Here is a 14,668-nt window from a genome sequence, read left to right as displayed (position 1 = left end):
CAACTGGGAGCGACCGTCGCCCAGACGGCCGTACGGATCCTGACCGAGGCGCGTGTCCGCCGTGTCTACGCGGTGGTCGGTGAGTCCTTCCTGGAACTGCTCGACGCGCTGCAACGCGAGCGGGAGATCACGCTCGTCTCGGCGCGTCACGACGCGGGCGCGGCGTTCATGGCGGAAGCGGAGGGCAAGCTCACCGAACGGCCCGCCGTGCTCCTCGCGAGCCGGGGGCCGAGCGCGGCGAGCCTGGCGATCGGTGTCCAGACGGCCTACCAGGACGAGACGCCGATGGTCGTGCTGCTGGAGACGCCGGCGACCGACCCGACGGTGTGGAGCTCCGGTGAGCTGCCGACATCGGACCTGACGGCCATGTTCGAGTCGATCGCCAAGTCGACCCTGAGCGTGACCGACCCGGACAGCCTGCCCAGCCTGCTGGCGCACGCGCTGACGACGTCGCAGGAAGGGCGGCCGGGGCCGGTCGTGCTCGGCGTGCCCTGCGACATCTGGGGCATGCCCTACGACGCGGCGAAGCCGATGGCGCGGGTGCGGCCGCCGGCGTCCGGCACGCTGGGCCGTTCGGCGGACGCCGTGGCGCAGCTGGTGGACGAGGCGAAGTACCCGGTCGTCATCGTCGGCGGGCGGGCGCGGTCGGCGCGCGACGAGCTGATCGCGGTCGCCGACGAGCTCGCGCTGCCCGTCTACAACGCCTTCCGGCGCCAGGACGCCTTCCCCGAGAACCACGCGCGCTACGCCGGGCACCTCGGGCTCGGCATCCCGGCCCGGCAGCTCGACGCCTTGGAACGTGCTGACTTGGTGCTCGCGCTCGGCACCCAGCTCGACGAGGTGACGACGCAGGCCTACCGCTACCCGACGGCCCAGCAGACGCTGGTCATGGTCGGCACCGGCATCGAGGTCAGCATGCGGCGGCGAGGGCTGACGTTCCGGGTGGACTCCGAGGTCGAGCCGTTCTTGCGGGAGCTGCGGGCCGTGGCGTCACCCCGGACGCGGCGGGCCTCGGCGGCCAACGCCGCGGTGCACACCTTCATGACCCCGCCCGATACCAGCGGCAACACCCGCGTCCACCCAGTGGACGTCGTGCGGGCCCTGCGTAAGCTGGCACCGGAAGACACCATCGTGACCAGCGACGCGGGCAACTTCGCCCAGTTCATGCACCGGTACTGGTGCTTCACGGCGCCGCGCAGCCAGCTCGGGCCGTCCAACGCCGCGATGGGCTACGCCGTGCCGGCGGCCGTGGCGGCGAAACTGGCCGAACCGCGGCGGACCGTGGTAGCCATGGTGGGGGACGCCGGGACCCTGATGACCGGCCAGGAGATCGAGACGGCCGTCCGCTACCGGGCGCCGGTGATGGTGGTGGTGTTCCAGAACGGCCTGCACGGCGGGCTCGCCATGCACCAGGCCCGTACCCACGGCCGGTTGTCCGGGGTGTCGATCCCGTTGACGGACTTCGCTTCGTGGGCGCGTGGACTGGGCGCGGCCGGGTACACGGTGGACGATCGTGAGGAGCTCGAGCCGATCATCGCCAGCGCGCTGGTGCGGCAGCGTCCGTGCGTCATCGACGTGCGGACGGACCCCGATGTGGTGACGCCCGACGTGCGGTTGTCGGCGCTCCTGGGTCAAGCGCGCCCGCAACCTCCCGCCCAGTAACGGTTTCGGACTGTTTCATTCCGGGAAACGCCGGGAATGTTCAGTGGTAGCAGGCCGTTGGCTGAGGTAATCTGGCGGTGTTCCGGTGGTGGTTCGCCGCTGAACCTTCCCGGCCGGGTCCCGGCGGGAGACAACCGGTTTCTGTCGGTGCCGCATGGCACCATCACGGTCATGACCCGCATTGCAGCGGGCAGGGAACGAGGGGAGTTTCGACGTGGCCGATCAGCAGCACGCGACCGAAGCAGCGCGGAAGTCCGGCGTCGTACCGGTGCTGTTCAGCGCCAGCGCGGAGGCGCACGACGACGCGGTCGTCGTCGCCGAGCACGAGACGGCCTGGCGTTCGCCGTTCTCGGCCGAGGGCCTGCGCCCGGCGAGTGGCGAATAGCTCACCTCTCCCGGGTGAAGACGGGTTGTCCGCGCAGGTCGACTTGTGCTTTACTTCAGATGGTCGATTTTTGTGTTCGTGTTAGCTCACGCTCGCAGAATTCCGCGGGCGTAGTGTCTCCTCGCCGAGGAAGCAAACCGTCCGGGTACTGACCCGGGTTGCCGAAGTGGCTTCCTGTTTTGTGTTACACATGGAGACTTTTTTATGACTCAGGGCACTGTGAAGTGGTTCAACTCCGAGAAGGGGTTCGGCTTCATCACCCCCGACAACGGTGGCGGCGACGTCTTCGTTCACTACAGCGAGATCCAGGGTAACGGCTTCAAGACCCTTGAAGAGAACGCTCGCGTCGAGTTCGAGATCGGCCAGGGCCAGAAGGGCCCGCAGGCCACGTCGGTCAACCTGATCTGACTTTGATCTTGGGAAAGGGCCGTCACCCGTTCGGGGTGGCGGCCCTTTTCGTATGCTCCGCCCCATGATCGAGCACGGGTACACCGTCTCCGGGATGAGCTGCGGGCACTGCGCGCAGTCGGTCACCGAGGAAATCACCGCTCTGGCCGGAGTGACCGAAGTGGACGTCGACGTCCCGACCGGCCGGGTCGTGGTGCGCGCCGACGCCGCGCTGGCGGAGGACGAGGTCCGCACCGCGGTCGAAGAAGCGGGATTCACCTACGTCGGTGTGGCCAGCCTGGTGTCGTAAGCACGACGCCGAGGGCTGGTTGGTTCTTCTCCGGCGGTGTGTTCCAGGTTGGACTGTCCACTCTGCTTACTTCAGGCGGCCGTTGGGCCGATCGGCCGCATCCACTGATCTGTCGAGCCTGAGGACGGCGGCGGCCCACAGCCCAGGCCCGCTGACCGGCACGCGGCCGATCAAGCATGACCACGGCACGCCCCGCCACGCCCGGGCCCGCGGCCCACTTTGTGATCTTCGCCGCGCCTTGTTACACGCAGCCCGCAACATGCAACGCCCTGCAACCCTTCCCTCCGGCACGCTTGAAGGAGTCTCCTGGTACCCGACGCGGGAATCGGGAGGTCAGGTTGGGCGAGTCGGTGGCGGGGATCGTCGCGAACCCGGCGTCGGGGCGGGACATCCGCCGGCTGGTCGCGCAGGCTTCCGTGTTCCCCACCGCGGAGAAGGCGAACATGGTCCAGCGGCTGCTGGCCGCGTTCGCCGTGGCCGGGGTCGATCGCGCCATGGTCTCGACCGATCTCGGGGGCATCTCCGCCGCGGTGCTGCGGGCGCTCGGGCGGGGTGGGACCTGGCCGAACGTCGACTTCCTCGACGAGGATCCGCTCAGCGGCACCGCGAAGGACACCAGCAACGCCGTGCGCCGGATGGTCGAAGCCGGCGCCGGGGTCATCGTCGTGCTCGGGGGTGACGGGACCGCGCGCGTCGCGGCCGCGGCCTGCGAAGACGTCCCGCTGCTCGCCCTCTCGACCGGGACCAACAACGCCTTCCCGCAGACGCGGGAGGCGACCGTCGCGGGGCTCGCCGCCGGGCTGATCGCCACCGGGCAGATCGACCCCGACCTGGTCACGCACCGGGTCAGCGTGCTCGAAGTCGTCACCAAGGCACGCCGCGAGATCGCGCTCGTGGACGTCTGCGTGTCCCTGAGCAGGCACATCGGCGCGCGGGCGCTGTGGGATCCGGCGTCGCTCACCGAGCTGTACTGCACCTTCGCCGAACCCGACGGCATCGGCCTCTCCAGCGTGGCCGGCCAGCTCTGCCCGAGCCCGCGCTCGAGCCCGGACGGCGTCGCGCTGCAGCTCGGGCCGGTCGGGGAGACGCCGTACGTCGTGCACGCGCCGATCGCGCCCGGGCTGGTGCGGCCGGTCGGGGTGCGGGGCTGGGGCGTTCTGCAGCCGGGCATGCGGGTCGAGCTGGCCGCGGCGGGTGGGGTGATCGCGCTCGACGGCGAGCGCGAACTCGAACTGAAGCTCGGGGAGAGCGCGTTCGTCGAGCTCAAGCCGGACGGGCCGTGGTGCGTCGACGTCCGGGCCGCGATGGCCGAAGCGGCACGAAAAGGGCTGTTGCGCAGCGAACCGAACTAGCGAAGGAGCTCCGACGATGACGGACACCCTGCGGGCGGCGTATCGCACGATGCGCACCATCCGGGCCTTCGAAGAGCGGGTGCGCGCGGAGTTCGCGACCGGCGAGATCCCCGGGTCCATGCAGCTCCACGCCGGTGAGGAGGCCTCGGTCGCCGGGGTCTGCGCCCACCTCGGGGACCGCGACGCGATCGCCGGCAGCCACCGCGGGCACGGCATCGCCAAGGGCGTCGACGTCAAGGGCATGATGGCCGAGATCTACGGCCGCCGGACCGGTTCCTGCCACGGCAAGGGCGGTTCGACGCACATCGCCGACCTCTCGAAGGGGGTGCTCGGCGCCGGCCCGCCCCTCATCTGCGGCACCGCGCTCGCCGCGAAACAGCAGGACACCGGCGGTGTCGGGGTGGCCTTCTCGAGTGAAAGCAACCAGGTGACGACGCTGGAGGCGCTGAACCTCGCGGCGGCCTGGAACCTGCCGGCGATCTTCGTCGCGGAGAACAACGGGTACGCCGAGGCGACGTCGAGCAGCTGGTCCGTCGCGTCGGACAACATCGCCGACCGGGCCGCCGGCTTCGGCGTGCCGGGCGTGATCGTCGACGGCTTCGACTTCTTCGCCGTGCACGAAGCCGCCGGCGAGGCGATCGAGCGCGCTCGCGAAGGCGGCGGGCCGACGCTGATCGAGGTCAAGTTCACCCGCTACCAGCAGGGACTCGACTGCCTCGCGTGGTTCCGCGCCCGCGTCACCGAGAGCGGCGAGCTGCTCGGAACCGTCCTGGACGACATCGACGCCGAAGTCGCGAAGCTCGTCGAAGACGCCGTCGCCGAGGCGAAGGCCGCGCCCAAACCGACCCGGGCGGACCTCGAAACCGACGTCTACGCGTCGTACTGACCGCCGTGACCCGCACGATCAGCTACCGCGAGGCGATCGACGAGGCGCTCGCGCAGGAGATGGCCCGCGACGAGTCGGTCATCGTGCTCGGTGGCGCTCCCGGCGCCGCGCAGGGGCTCTTCCCGGGGCGTGTCCTGGACACGCCGGCCTCCGAGTCGGCGTTCGTCGGCGCGGCCATCGGTGCCGCGACGCGCGGGCAGCGGCCGGTCGCGGAGCTGGTGTCCATCGACTTCATGGGCGCCTGCATCGACCAGATCTTCAACCAGGCGGCGAAGTTCCGGTACATGTTCGGCGGCAACGCGCGCACGCCGGTGGTGATCCGCACGGTGTACGGCGCCGGGCTGCGGGCCGCGGCTCAGCATTCCCAGTGCCTGTACCCGATCTTCACGCACATCCCCGGCCTCAAGGTCGTCGTGCCGTCGAGCCCGTACGAGGCGAAAGGCCTGCTCATCCGGTCGATCCGGGACGACGACCCGGTGGTCTTCTGCGAGCACCGGGCGCTCTACGAGACCAGCGGCGAGGTGCCGGAGGACAGCTACACGATCCCGTTCGGCCAGGCGAACGTCGTCCGCGAAGGCGGCGACGTGACGATCGTGGCGATCGGCCGGATGGTCGCGATGGCCCGGCAGGCCGCGGGCGAGCTGGCCGCGACCGGCGTGGAAGCCGAGGTCATCGACCCGCGCACCACCAGCCCGCTCGACACCGGAACGATCCTGGCGAGCGTCGGGCGCACCGGCCGGCTGGTCGTCGTCGACGAGGCCTCGCCGCGCTGCAACCTCGCGACGGACATCTCCGCGCTGGTCGCGAAGGAGGCGTTCGGCGCGCTGCGGGCGCCGATCGAGATGGTGACGCCGCCGCACACGCCGGTGCCGTTCTCCGACGCGCTCGAAGACCTCTACATCCCGGACGCGCAGAAGGTCCTCAACGCCGCGAAGGCGGTTGTGGAGTACCGCCGCAGCTCGCCTGCCGTCCACAGTGGACTCGACGGCGGGGGCGCGGGGTAGCCGGGAGACCGCGGCCGCCGAGGGCAAGACCTGAACGGCGAGATCGTCCCCACCTACCGATCACGGGATCGAAACGGCACACTGGGGCCGGTCGAGCGCGAGGAGCGGCGGTTTGGGTCAACGGGACCTCGAGGCAGCGTTGCCGGCCGGGGCCGACCCCCGGCAGCATGCACGCGCCCTCGCCCAGGTGCACGAAGCGGCGGTGGCCGGCCGGGCGCTGCCCGCGCGGCTGCGGCCGGTGATCCACGCGTCCTGGCAACGGATGCGCAAGCTCGGCGTCGATCCGGAGGGCCGGGCCACGGCGCCCGTGCTGACTTTCGAGCAGCTGGAAGCCCGTCGCCGCACGAGTGGCCTGGTCCAGGCCATGCCGACGCTGCGGGGCGGGCTGATCAGCCTCGCCGAGCAGGCCGCGCACATCATGGTCATCGTCGACGCGGACGGCGCGGTGCTCTGGCGCGACGGCAGCACCGCGGTCAGCCGTCACGCCGACCGGCTCGGGTTCGTCGAAGGCGCCGACTGGCGGGAAGAGGCCGTCGGCACCAACGCGATCGGCACCGCACTGGTCGCGCGCCGCGCGATGCAGGTGTATTCCGCCGAGCACTACGTCCGGTCCCAGCACTTCTGGACGTGCGCCGCCGCGCCGCTGCACGACCCGCGCGACGGCCGGCTGCTCGGCGTCGTCGACCTCTCCGGCCCGGCCCCGACCGTCCACGCGTCGACGTTGGCGCTGGTCGACGCCGTGACACGGTTGGCGGAGACGCAGCTGCGCACCACCCACCTCACCGAGCTGGAACGGCTTCGCGGCTTCGCCGTCCCGGTGCTCGCGAAGGTCGGCGAGCCGGCCGTCGTGGCCGACGAGCACGGCTGGGTCGCCGCGGCCGCCGGGCTCGCGCCGGTCGACCGGATCGCCCTGCCGGCCGGCCTCGCGCCGGGCCGGGCGTGGCTCCCCGCGTACGGCACCGTCGCGGTCGAACCGGTGCCGGGCGGCTGGCTGATCCGGCTCACCGAGTCCGACGCCGAGACCGCGCCGGCCACCCGCGTCGTCCTGGACGTCCGGTCGGCGCGCGAGCCCGAGCTGACCGTCTCGGGCGGCGCCGGGACCTGGACGCACCGGCTCAGCCCGCGCCACGCCGAGATGCTGTACGTGCTGGCCAGCCGCCGCGACGGCCGCTCGGCGTCCGAGCTGTCGCTGGACCTGTTCGGCGACGCCGGCCGCACGGTCACCGTCCGCGCCGAGATGTCCCGGTTGCGCCGGCACTTCGGCGGCATCCTCGGCGCGAAGCCCTACCGCTTCGCCGACGACGTCGAGGTGCTGGTCCGGCGGCCGGACAACGCCGAAGCCGTGCTGCCGCACTCGCTCGCCCCGGCCATCCGCGGCTGAACTCCACCCCGGCTCCACCCGCCGACGGTCCCGGTCCACCCCGGTTCGTTCGTAGCGTCAGCGCCATGAACAAGTCGGATCTCATCCGCCTGGCCATCGCCAAGGCGACGGAACACAACCGTGGGGGAAAGATGACCGGGAAGACCGTGCTCGGACTGGCCGTGATCGGCGTCGTCGTGCTGGTGGCGTTCATCGCCTACCGGCTGATCCTCGTCGAGCTGATCACCAGCCTGTCCCACAAGTAGAGGGGGAGCGTTGCCGAAGCGGCCGTTGCTGCCGGACACCATCGCGCCCAGCTGGCTGGTGGTGCAGGCGCTCGGCACGCTCTTCATCGCGGCGACGCTGCTGACGGCGCGCGAGCCGGACGCGCGGATCTGGGCCTGTTACGGCGTCTCCGCCGCGTGCTGGCTCGGGTTCGTCGTCCTGGCGTACCGGTTGCCGCGGACGGCGGCGGTGCTGCTCGCGGTGGCCAGTGCGGTGCCGGCGGCCGTGCTCGGGTGGGCCGGGGACTCGTCCGCGATCGTCCTGTCCGTCGTGGCGCTGGGCCGGCTCGCCACGCTGGTCACGGTGGGCGTCGCCGCGATCGTCGCCGTCGGTGTGGCCGACGTCCTGCTGGCGGTGACGTCGTACGCCGTCGCCGGGAGGGGCCTCGGGCTCGTCGACCTGGGCGTGATGCTCCTGCTCGTGCTGCTGGGGCTCAACCGGCGGCAGTACGAAGTGCAGGCGAAACAGGCGGAAGCGCTGCTGGAGCAGACGCGGCTCGCGCAGGCCGAGCACTCCCGCGCCGCCGCGCTCGACGAACGCACCCGGATCGCGCGCGAGCTGCACGACGTCCTGGCGCATTCGCTGGGGGCGCTGGGCGTCCAGCTCGAACTGGCCGAGGTGCTGCTGGCCGAGAAGTCCGATGTGGACGGTGCGCTCACGACCGTCCGGCGGTCCCGGCGGCTCGCCAACGACGGCCTGGCTGAAGCCCGCGACGCCGTCGCCGCGCTCCGCCGGGACGTCCTGCCGCTGGCCGACGCGCTCGCCGCGGTGGCGGCCGCGCACGCCCGTGACCACGGGGTTTCCGTGGCTTTCGCCGCTGAAGGCGCGTCCCGGCCGTTGCCGTCGGCGGCCGTCGTCGCGCTGGTCGGCACCGCGCGCGAAGCGCTGACGAACGCGGGCAAGCACGCGCCCGGTGCGGACGTCCGGATGCGGTTGACGTACGAACCAGGCGTCGTGCGGCTCGACGTCGTCAACAAGACGAGGGACTTCACTCGAACAGGTGAAGGTTTCGGGCTGGCCGGGATGCGCGAGCGGCTCGCGCTCGCCGGTGGCACCCTGGCGTCGGGCCCGGAAGACGGCCGGTGGCGCGTGCTCGCGGAGGTGCGGAGTTGATCAGGGTGGTCGTGGCGGACGACCAGCAGGCCGTCCGCGAAGGCCTGGTCGCGCTGCTCGGCCTGCTCGACGACATCACGGTCGTGGCCTCGGCGGGCAACGGCCGCGAAGCCGTCGAAACGCTGGTCACGCACCCCGCCGACGTCGTGCTGATGGACCTGCGGATGCCGGAGCTGGACGGCGTCGCCGCGACCCGGCTGATCCGGCGCGACCACCCCGGCACCGCCGTCGTCGTGCTGACGACGTACGCCGACGACACGTCGATCGCGGACGCGTTGCGCGCCGGGGCCCGCGGCTATCTGACCAAGGACGCCGGCCGCACCGAGATCGCCGCCGCGCTGCGATCCGCGGCCGCCGGGCAGGCGATCTTCACCGCCGCGGTCTCCGACCGGCTCGTCGCCGCGCTCGACGGCCGGCCCGCGACGCGTGCCAAAGCCGAGCTGCCGGACGGCCTGACCGCCCGCGAAGCCGAAGTCCTCGGGCTGATCGCGCGGGGCCTGACCAACGCGGAGATCGCGCGCGAGCTGTTCATCGGCGAAGCGACCGTGAAAACCCACATCAACAACGCCTTCGCGAAGATCGGCGCCCGGCACCGCGCGGAGGCCGTCCGCTATGCGCTCGCTCACCGACTCTGAGATCACGTGCTGATGACAGCGGGCGGTGCCGGTGACTGCGCGCACGGCGACTCGGCTACCTTTCTGCGGGTACGGCTCATGGGGAGGAATCGGGGATGACCAGCACTGCGACGGCGCCGGGTCCCCCGGCGCCCGCGTCCGGACCCGCGCCGCCGAAGCCACCGCCGGCGCCGGAGGGCCGCGACCGGGCCGGGGGCCGCAGCGGCTTCCTGGGCCTGCTGGACCTGCCTGGCCAGGGGATACGCGCGATCATCCGGTCCGCCGCGACCACCCCCGGCCGGCTCACCGTCATCGCCGTCGGGCTGGTGCTGCTGGCCCTGGTCGCCGGGCTCGTCGCGACGCTCTCGGTGCAGAACCGCGACGACACGATCACCGGCGTCATCGACCACCGCGAACCCCTCGCCGCCGCGTCCCAGCAGGTCTACCGCTCGCTGTCCGACGCGGACGCGACCGCGGCGAGCGCGTTCCTCTCCATCGGCACCGAGCCGCCCGAACTCCGCCAGCGCTACGAGCGTGACATCGCCGAGGCCGGGGCGGCGCTCGCGAAGGCCGCTTCGGACTCCGGTGACGTCGCCGACGCCGCCGGCCCGGTCGACGTCCTCAACCAGCAGCTGCCCGTGTACACCGGCCTGGTCGAGACGGCGCGGTCGAACAACCGGCTCGGCTACCCGGTCGGCGCGTCCTACCTGCGCGAGGCGTCCGAGCTGATGCGGGCGAAGATCCTGCCCGCCGCCCAGGACCTCTACCGCGTCGACACCGAGAAGCTGATCGAGGAGCAGGACAGCGCCACCGGCTTCCCGTGGCTCGCCACGATCCTGGTGGTCGCGCTGCTCGCCGCGCTCGTCGTCGCCCAGATCTACCTGACGCGGCGGACGAACCGGCTGCTGAACGTCGGGCTCGTCGTCGCGACGGTCGCGGTCGTGCTGTCGCTGCTGTGGGGCGCGGTCGCGCTGGTCGTGCAGGGCAGCCTGGTCGGCGCCGGGCAGGACGACGGCTCGCACCGCGTCGACGTCCTGGTGCGTGCGCGGATCGCCGCGCTGCAGGCCCGCGCGGACGAGACGCTGACGCTGGTCGCCCGCGGCGACGGCGCGGCCTACGAAAAGGACTTCGGCACCAACGCCGTCCAGCTGGCCGGGACCGACGGCCAGGGTGGCCTGCTCGGCGAAGCCCGCAGCCTGATTTCCGACGGCGACGGCGCCGCGAAGGTCGTCGACGCGACGAAGGCCGCGAACGACTGGTTCAAGGCGCACAAGACGGTCCGGTCCCAGGACGACTCCGGGCAGTACCAGGAAGCCGTCGACTTCGCCGTGCTGGAGGACAAGACCGACGGCTCGGCCCCGGCGTTCCGGCGGCTCGACGACGCCCTCCAGGACGCGATCGACGTCGGGCGGCAGGAGTTCCTCGACAGCACCCACGGCGGCGGCAGCGCGCTGACGTTCCTCGCGCCGGGCCTGGCCGTGCTGGCGATCGTCGCCGCGGCGGGGGCCACCATGGGAATCCGGGAGCGACTGAGGGAGTACCGGTGAGCAGGCGGGGTTACACGGTCCGGATCGGCGTGCTCGCGGTCGTCGCGATGCTGACGGCGGCCTGCGGGAGCCCCGGGAAATCGGTCGACCCGGCGCCGGTGAGCAACGCGGCCTGGCCGCAGCCCGCGCACGTCGGCGGCCCGGACTCGACGGCCGGCGGCGGCACCGACACCAGCTGCAACCCGCAGGCCAGCCTCGCGCCGAGCGGGACGTCCATCGCCGACGGCTCGACCATGGCGAACATCAAGGAACGCGGGAAGCTGATCGCCGGCGTCGACCAGACCACGTACCTGTTCGGGTTCCGTAACCCCACCACGGGCAACATCGAGGGCTTCGACATCGACATGGTCAACGAGATCGCCCGGGCGATCTTCGGCGCGCCGGAAGGGCGCGTGCAGTTCCGCGCGATCCCGTCGTCGCAGCGCGAAGACGTCCTGACGCAGGGCCAGGTCGACATCGTGGTCCGGACCTACAGCATCACCTGCGCGCGCAAGGCGAAGGTGCAGTTCTCCTCCGTGTACTACAAGGCCGGTCAGCGGATCCTCGTCACCAAGGAGTCGAAGGTGACCAAGCTGGCCGACCTGAGCGGCAAGCGGGTGTGCGCGACGAAGAAGTCGACGTCGCTGGCGAAGATCGCGACGGACCCCGCGAAGCCGGTGCCGGTGTCGGTGGACAACTGGTCGGACTGCCTGGTGATGCTCCAGCAGGGCCAGGTCGAAGCCGTCTCGACCGACGACACCATCCTCGCCGGGATGGCCGCGCAGGACCCGACGCTGCAGGTCGTGGGCGACCAGTTCACCGAAGAGGACTACGGCATCGGCGTGCCGAAGGACAACACGGACATGGTCAAGTACGTCAACGCCGTGCTCGACAACATCCGCAACAGCGGCGCCTGGCAGGACAGCTACCGCAAATGGGTGGAGCCCTCGCTGGGGCCGGCGTCGCCGCCGTCGCCGCAGTACCAGTGAGCCGCTCGCGGCTAGGATCGGTCCTCGTACGTCGTCGGGGATCTGGGAGGTAGCAGTGTCGGAGGAGCCGCGCCGTCCTCGGCACGCCGCGCCGGACGACGAGCCGCAGGTGGCCGCGCCGAGCTGGCAGCCGCCGCCACCGGTGCGGTGGGAGACGCCGGAGCCGTCGATCTCCGGCCGCCTCGACGACACCGAACCGCCCGCCGCCGAGCGCACCGTCTTCCACGCGCCGGTCCGGCGTCCGCCGACAGCGCCGACACCGCCGCGTGGCCAGTCGTCCTCCTTCGTGCGCGGGCAGATCCCGGGCGCGGACGACCCGACCCGGCCGCCGGGCCGGATGAGCCCGGTGACCCCGTCTCCCGGCACGCCGCAGGTCGCGCCGCCCGTCGCGCCTTCGGTGGAGCCGACGCAGGCCGTCCGGGTGGATCCGAACGCGCCGCAGCCGACGAGCGTGCTCGCGGTGCCGACCCCGGAGACCCAGAGCATCATGCCGCCGGCCCCGCGGCCGGAGTCCGGGCCGGGCGCGTTGCCGGACCCGGGCACCGAGAGCGTGCTGCCCGAGCGCAGCAGCGACGGCCGGCACACAGGCACCGGAACGGGCACTGGTACCGGAACCGGCAGTGGCAGCGGCGCGGTTTCCGGCTCCGGACCGTTCCCCGGCACTTCGCGGCGGACGTCGTCGCGGACGTCCCGCTCGCGCCGCGGCCGGCTCGGCGCCGGCCTGGTCGAGGTCCCGCCGGTCCCGGCGCGCGACCCGGCGTCCGCCGTGCTGACGAACCCGATGGTGTCGGAGGAAAAGCGCTTCTGCGGCAGCTGCAGCGCGAAGGTCGGGCGCGGCACCAGCGGCGGGAAACCCGGTGCGGCGGAAGGAAAGTGCGAGAACTGCGGCACACCGTTCTCGTTCGTGCCGAAGCTGCAGCCGAACGAGCTGGTCGGTGGGCAGTACGAGGTCCTCGGCGCGATCGCGTACGGCGGCCTGGGCTGGATCTACCTGGCACAGGACCACAACGTGTCCGACCGCTGGGTCGTCCTCAAAGGACTGATCGACACCGGCGACGCGACGGCGATGGCGGCCGCGGCCAACGAGCAGCGCTTCCTGGCCGAGGTCGAGCACCCGAACATCGTCAAGATCCACAACTTCGTGCAGCACCCGGACCGCCAGAGCGGCACGACCGTCGGCTACATCGTGATGGAGTACATCGGCGGCCAGTCGCTGCGGCAGCTCGCGCTGGCGCACCACCGGGAAAGCCGGCGCCCGGAGCCGCTGCCGATCGGCCAGGTGCTCGCGTACGGGCTGGAGATCCTGCCCGCCATGGGATACCTGCACAGTCAGGGCCTGCTGTACTGCGACCTCAAGCCGGACAACGTGATCCAGACCAACGAGCAGCTGAAGCTGATCGACCTGGGCGCGGTCCGGCGGCTCGACGACTACGAGAGCCCGCTGTTCTTCACGACCGGTTACAGCGCGCCGGAACTGGCGACGCAGGGCGCGTCGATCGCGTCGGACCTGTTCACCGTCGGGCGCACGCTCGCCGTGCTGAGCTTCGAGTTCACCGGCTACACGAGCAAGTTCAAGACGACGCTGCCCGGGTCGGACGCGGTCCCGCTGTTCGCGTTGTTCGGTTCGTACCACCGGTTCCTGAAGCGCGCGACACACGCCGACCCGGACCGGCGGTTCCTCTCCGCGGAGGAGATGGCCGACCAGCTCACCGGTGTGCTGCGCGAGATCATGGCACTCGGCACCGGCAAGCCGCGGCCCGGCGCGTCCACGGTGTTCGGCCCGGAGAGCCGCACGTTCGGCGTGCAGCTGGTGGTGCCGGAGGCCGGCGGCAGCGTGCCGCTGCCCGGCGCGGCCGAGGTCGTCGCCGGCCTGCCGATCCCGCAGGTCGACACGGACGACCCGGCGGCGGGCGTGCTCGCCACGACGACGTCGCTCGAACCGCGTGGCGCGATCGAAGCGCTGGCCGGTGCGCCGCGGGAGTCGATCGAGGTGCGGCTGCGGATCGTCCGCGCCCGGATCGAGCTGGGCGAGCTGTCCGAGGCGCAGCGGCAGCTGCAGGCGGCGCAGTACCTGGCCATCAAGAACGGCTTCCCGCACGACTGGCGGATCGACTGGTACCGCGGCCTGATCGAGCTGGCGGGCGGCCGCTCGCGCGTCGCGCACGTCGCGTTCGAAGCCGTGTACGACGACCTGCCGGGCGAGATCGCGCCGAAGCTGGCGCTGGGCGTCAGCGCCGAAGGCGTCGGCGACTACTTCGCGGCCGCGCGGTTCTACGAGCTGGTCTGGCGCACGGACCGCAGCTACGTCAGCGCCGCGTTCGGCTTGGCCCGGGTCTACCTCGCGCAGGGCGCGCGGACCAGCGCGGTCGAGGTGCTCGAGATGGTGCCGTCGTCGTCGACGCACTACGTCGACGCGCAGGTCGCGGCGATCAAGATCAAGACGACCGCGACCCGGGCGGCGGGCAAGGAGGCCCTGGTCGCCGAGCACGACCTGCTCGACGCGTCGGCCCGGCTGGAGCGTCTCCGCCTGGACGCCGAGCGCCGCACGAGCCTGTCGGCGGGGGTGCTCGAAGCCGCGTACGAGTGGCTTCGCGGCCCTCGCCAGGGCCCGCCGACGCCGGGAGCGCGGGTGCTGGGCTGCCCGCTGGACGAGCGTGAGCTGCGCTTCGGCCTGGAGCGCTGCTACCGGGCCCTGGCCCGCCTGGCGGCGACGGTCGAGCAGCGCGTGGAGCTGGTGGACAAGGCGAACGCCATCCGCCCCCGCACCCTCACCTGACGCGTCACTTTCATAGGGA

Annotated in this window: 14 protein-coding genes; all 14 read left to right on the top strand. The window is 72.0% G+C overall.

Going from position 1 to position 14,668, the window contains the following annotated elements; translation table 11 throughout:
- The first annotated feature begins 3 nt into the window (after window positions 1-3).
- The 14 genes from ACLJQZ_RS22030 (at window position 4) to ACLJQZ_RS21965 (ending at window position 14,649) form a co-directional block, all read left to right on the top strand.
- On the top strand, window positions 4-1,662 hold the full coding sequence (locus tag ACLJQZ_RS22030) for a thiamine pyrophosphate-dependent enzyme (protein ID WP_247063879.1): 1,659 nt from the start codon (window positions 4-6) through the stop codon (window positions 1,660-1,662).
- Between the two features lie 214 nt (window positions 1,663-1,876).
- Window positions 1,877-2,047: a hypothetical protein gene (locus tag ACLJQZ_RS22025; protein WP_247060111.1), complete on the top strand. Its 171-nt coding sequence runs from the start codon at window positions 1,877-1,879 to the stop codon at window positions 2,045-2,047.
- Between the two features lie 204 nt (window positions 2,048-2,251).
- Window positions 2,252-2,455, top strand: a complete 204-nt coding sequence (locus tag ACLJQZ_RS22020) for a cold-shock protein (protein ID WP_247060113.1) — start codon at window positions 2,252-2,254, stop codon at window positions 2,453-2,455.
- 64 nt (window positions 2,456-2,519) lie between these two features.
- Entirely contained in the window at window positions 2,520-2,744 is a 225-nt protein-coding gene (locus ACLJQZ_RS22015; RefSeq protein WP_410621789.1) for a heavy-metal-associated domain-containing protein, read from the top strand.
- 338 nt (window positions 2,745-3,082) lie between these two features.
- The gene (locus ACLJQZ_RS22010) at window positions 3,083-4,096 is read left to right on the top strand and encodes an ATP-NAD kinase family protein (protein WP_410621788.1); all 1,014 of its coding nucleotides are present in this window, start codon (window positions 3,083-3,085) and stop codon (window positions 4,094-4,096) included.
- Window positions 4,097-4,112: 16 nt separating this feature from the next.
- A complete protein-coding gene (locus tag ACLJQZ_RS22005; RefSeq protein WP_410621787.1) occupies window positions 4,113-4,982 on the top strand; it encodes a thiamine pyrophosphate-dependent dehydrogenase E1 component subunit alpha in 870 nt (289 codons plus the stop codon).
- 5 nt (window positions 4,983-4,987) lie between these two features.
- A complete protein-coding gene (locus tag ACLJQZ_RS22000) occupies window positions 4,988-5,986 on the top strand; it encodes an alpha-ketoacid dehydrogenase subunit beta (RefSeq protein ID WP_410621786.1) in 999 nt (332 codons plus the stop codon).
- Between the two features lie 112 nt (window positions 5,987-6,098).
- A complete protein-coding gene (locus ACLJQZ_RS21995; RefSeq protein WP_410621785.1) occupies window positions 6,099-7,367 on the top strand; it encodes a GAF domain-containing protein in 1,269 nt (422 codons plus the stop codon).
- Window positions 7,368-7,432: 65 nt separating this feature from the next.
- Window positions 7,433-7,612, top strand: coding sequence for a hypothetical protein (locus ACLJQZ_RS21990; protein WP_410621784.1), 180 nt, complete (start codon window positions 7,433-7,435; stop codon window positions 7,610-7,612).
- A 10-nt stretch (window positions 7,613-7,622) separates the two neighbouring features.
- Window positions 7,623-8,744, top strand: coding sequence for a sensor histidine kinase (locus tag ACLJQZ_RS21985; protein ID WP_410621783.1), 1,122 nt, complete (start codon window positions 7,623-7,625; stop codon window positions 8,742-8,744).
- Complete coding sequence (locus ACLJQZ_RS21980; protein ID WP_410621782.1) at window positions 8,741-9,379, top strand: response regulator; 639 nt, start codon at window positions 8,741-8,743, stop codon at window positions 9,377-9,379. Before ACLJQZ_RS21985 ends, ACLJQZ_RS21980 begins: the two co-directional genes overlap by 4 nt.
- 95 nt (window positions 9,380-9,474) lie before the next feature.
- The gene (locus tag ACLJQZ_RS21975; RefSeq protein WP_410621781.1) at window positions 9,475-10,905 is read left to right on the top strand and encodes a hypothetical protein; all 1,431 of its coding nucleotides are present in this window, start codon (window positions 9,475-9,477) and stop codon (window positions 10,903-10,905) included.
- 47 nt (window positions 10,906-10,952) lie between these two features.
- Entirely contained in the window at window positions 10,953-11,873 is a 921-nt protein-coding gene (locus ACLJQZ_RS21970) for a glutamate ABC transporter substrate-binding protein (RefSeq protein WP_410621820.1), read from the top strand.
- Window positions 11,874-11,928: 55 nt separating this feature from the next.
- Window positions 11,929-14,649, top strand: a complete 2,721-nt coding sequence (locus ACLJQZ_RS21965; RefSeq protein WP_410621780.1) for a tetratricopeptide repeat protein — start codon at window positions 11,929-11,931, stop codon at window positions 14,647-14,649.
- Window positions 14,650-14,668 lie beyond the last annotated feature (19 nt).

This window comes from Amycolatopsis sp. cmx-8-4 (assembly GCF_046548675.1).
GTDB lineage: Bacteria > Actinomycetota > Actinomycetes > Mycobacteriales > Pseudonocardiaceae > Amycolatopsis.
The sequence above is the reverse complement of the archived record's forward strand: the minus strand, read 5'-3'. Positions and strand labels throughout refer to the sequence as shown.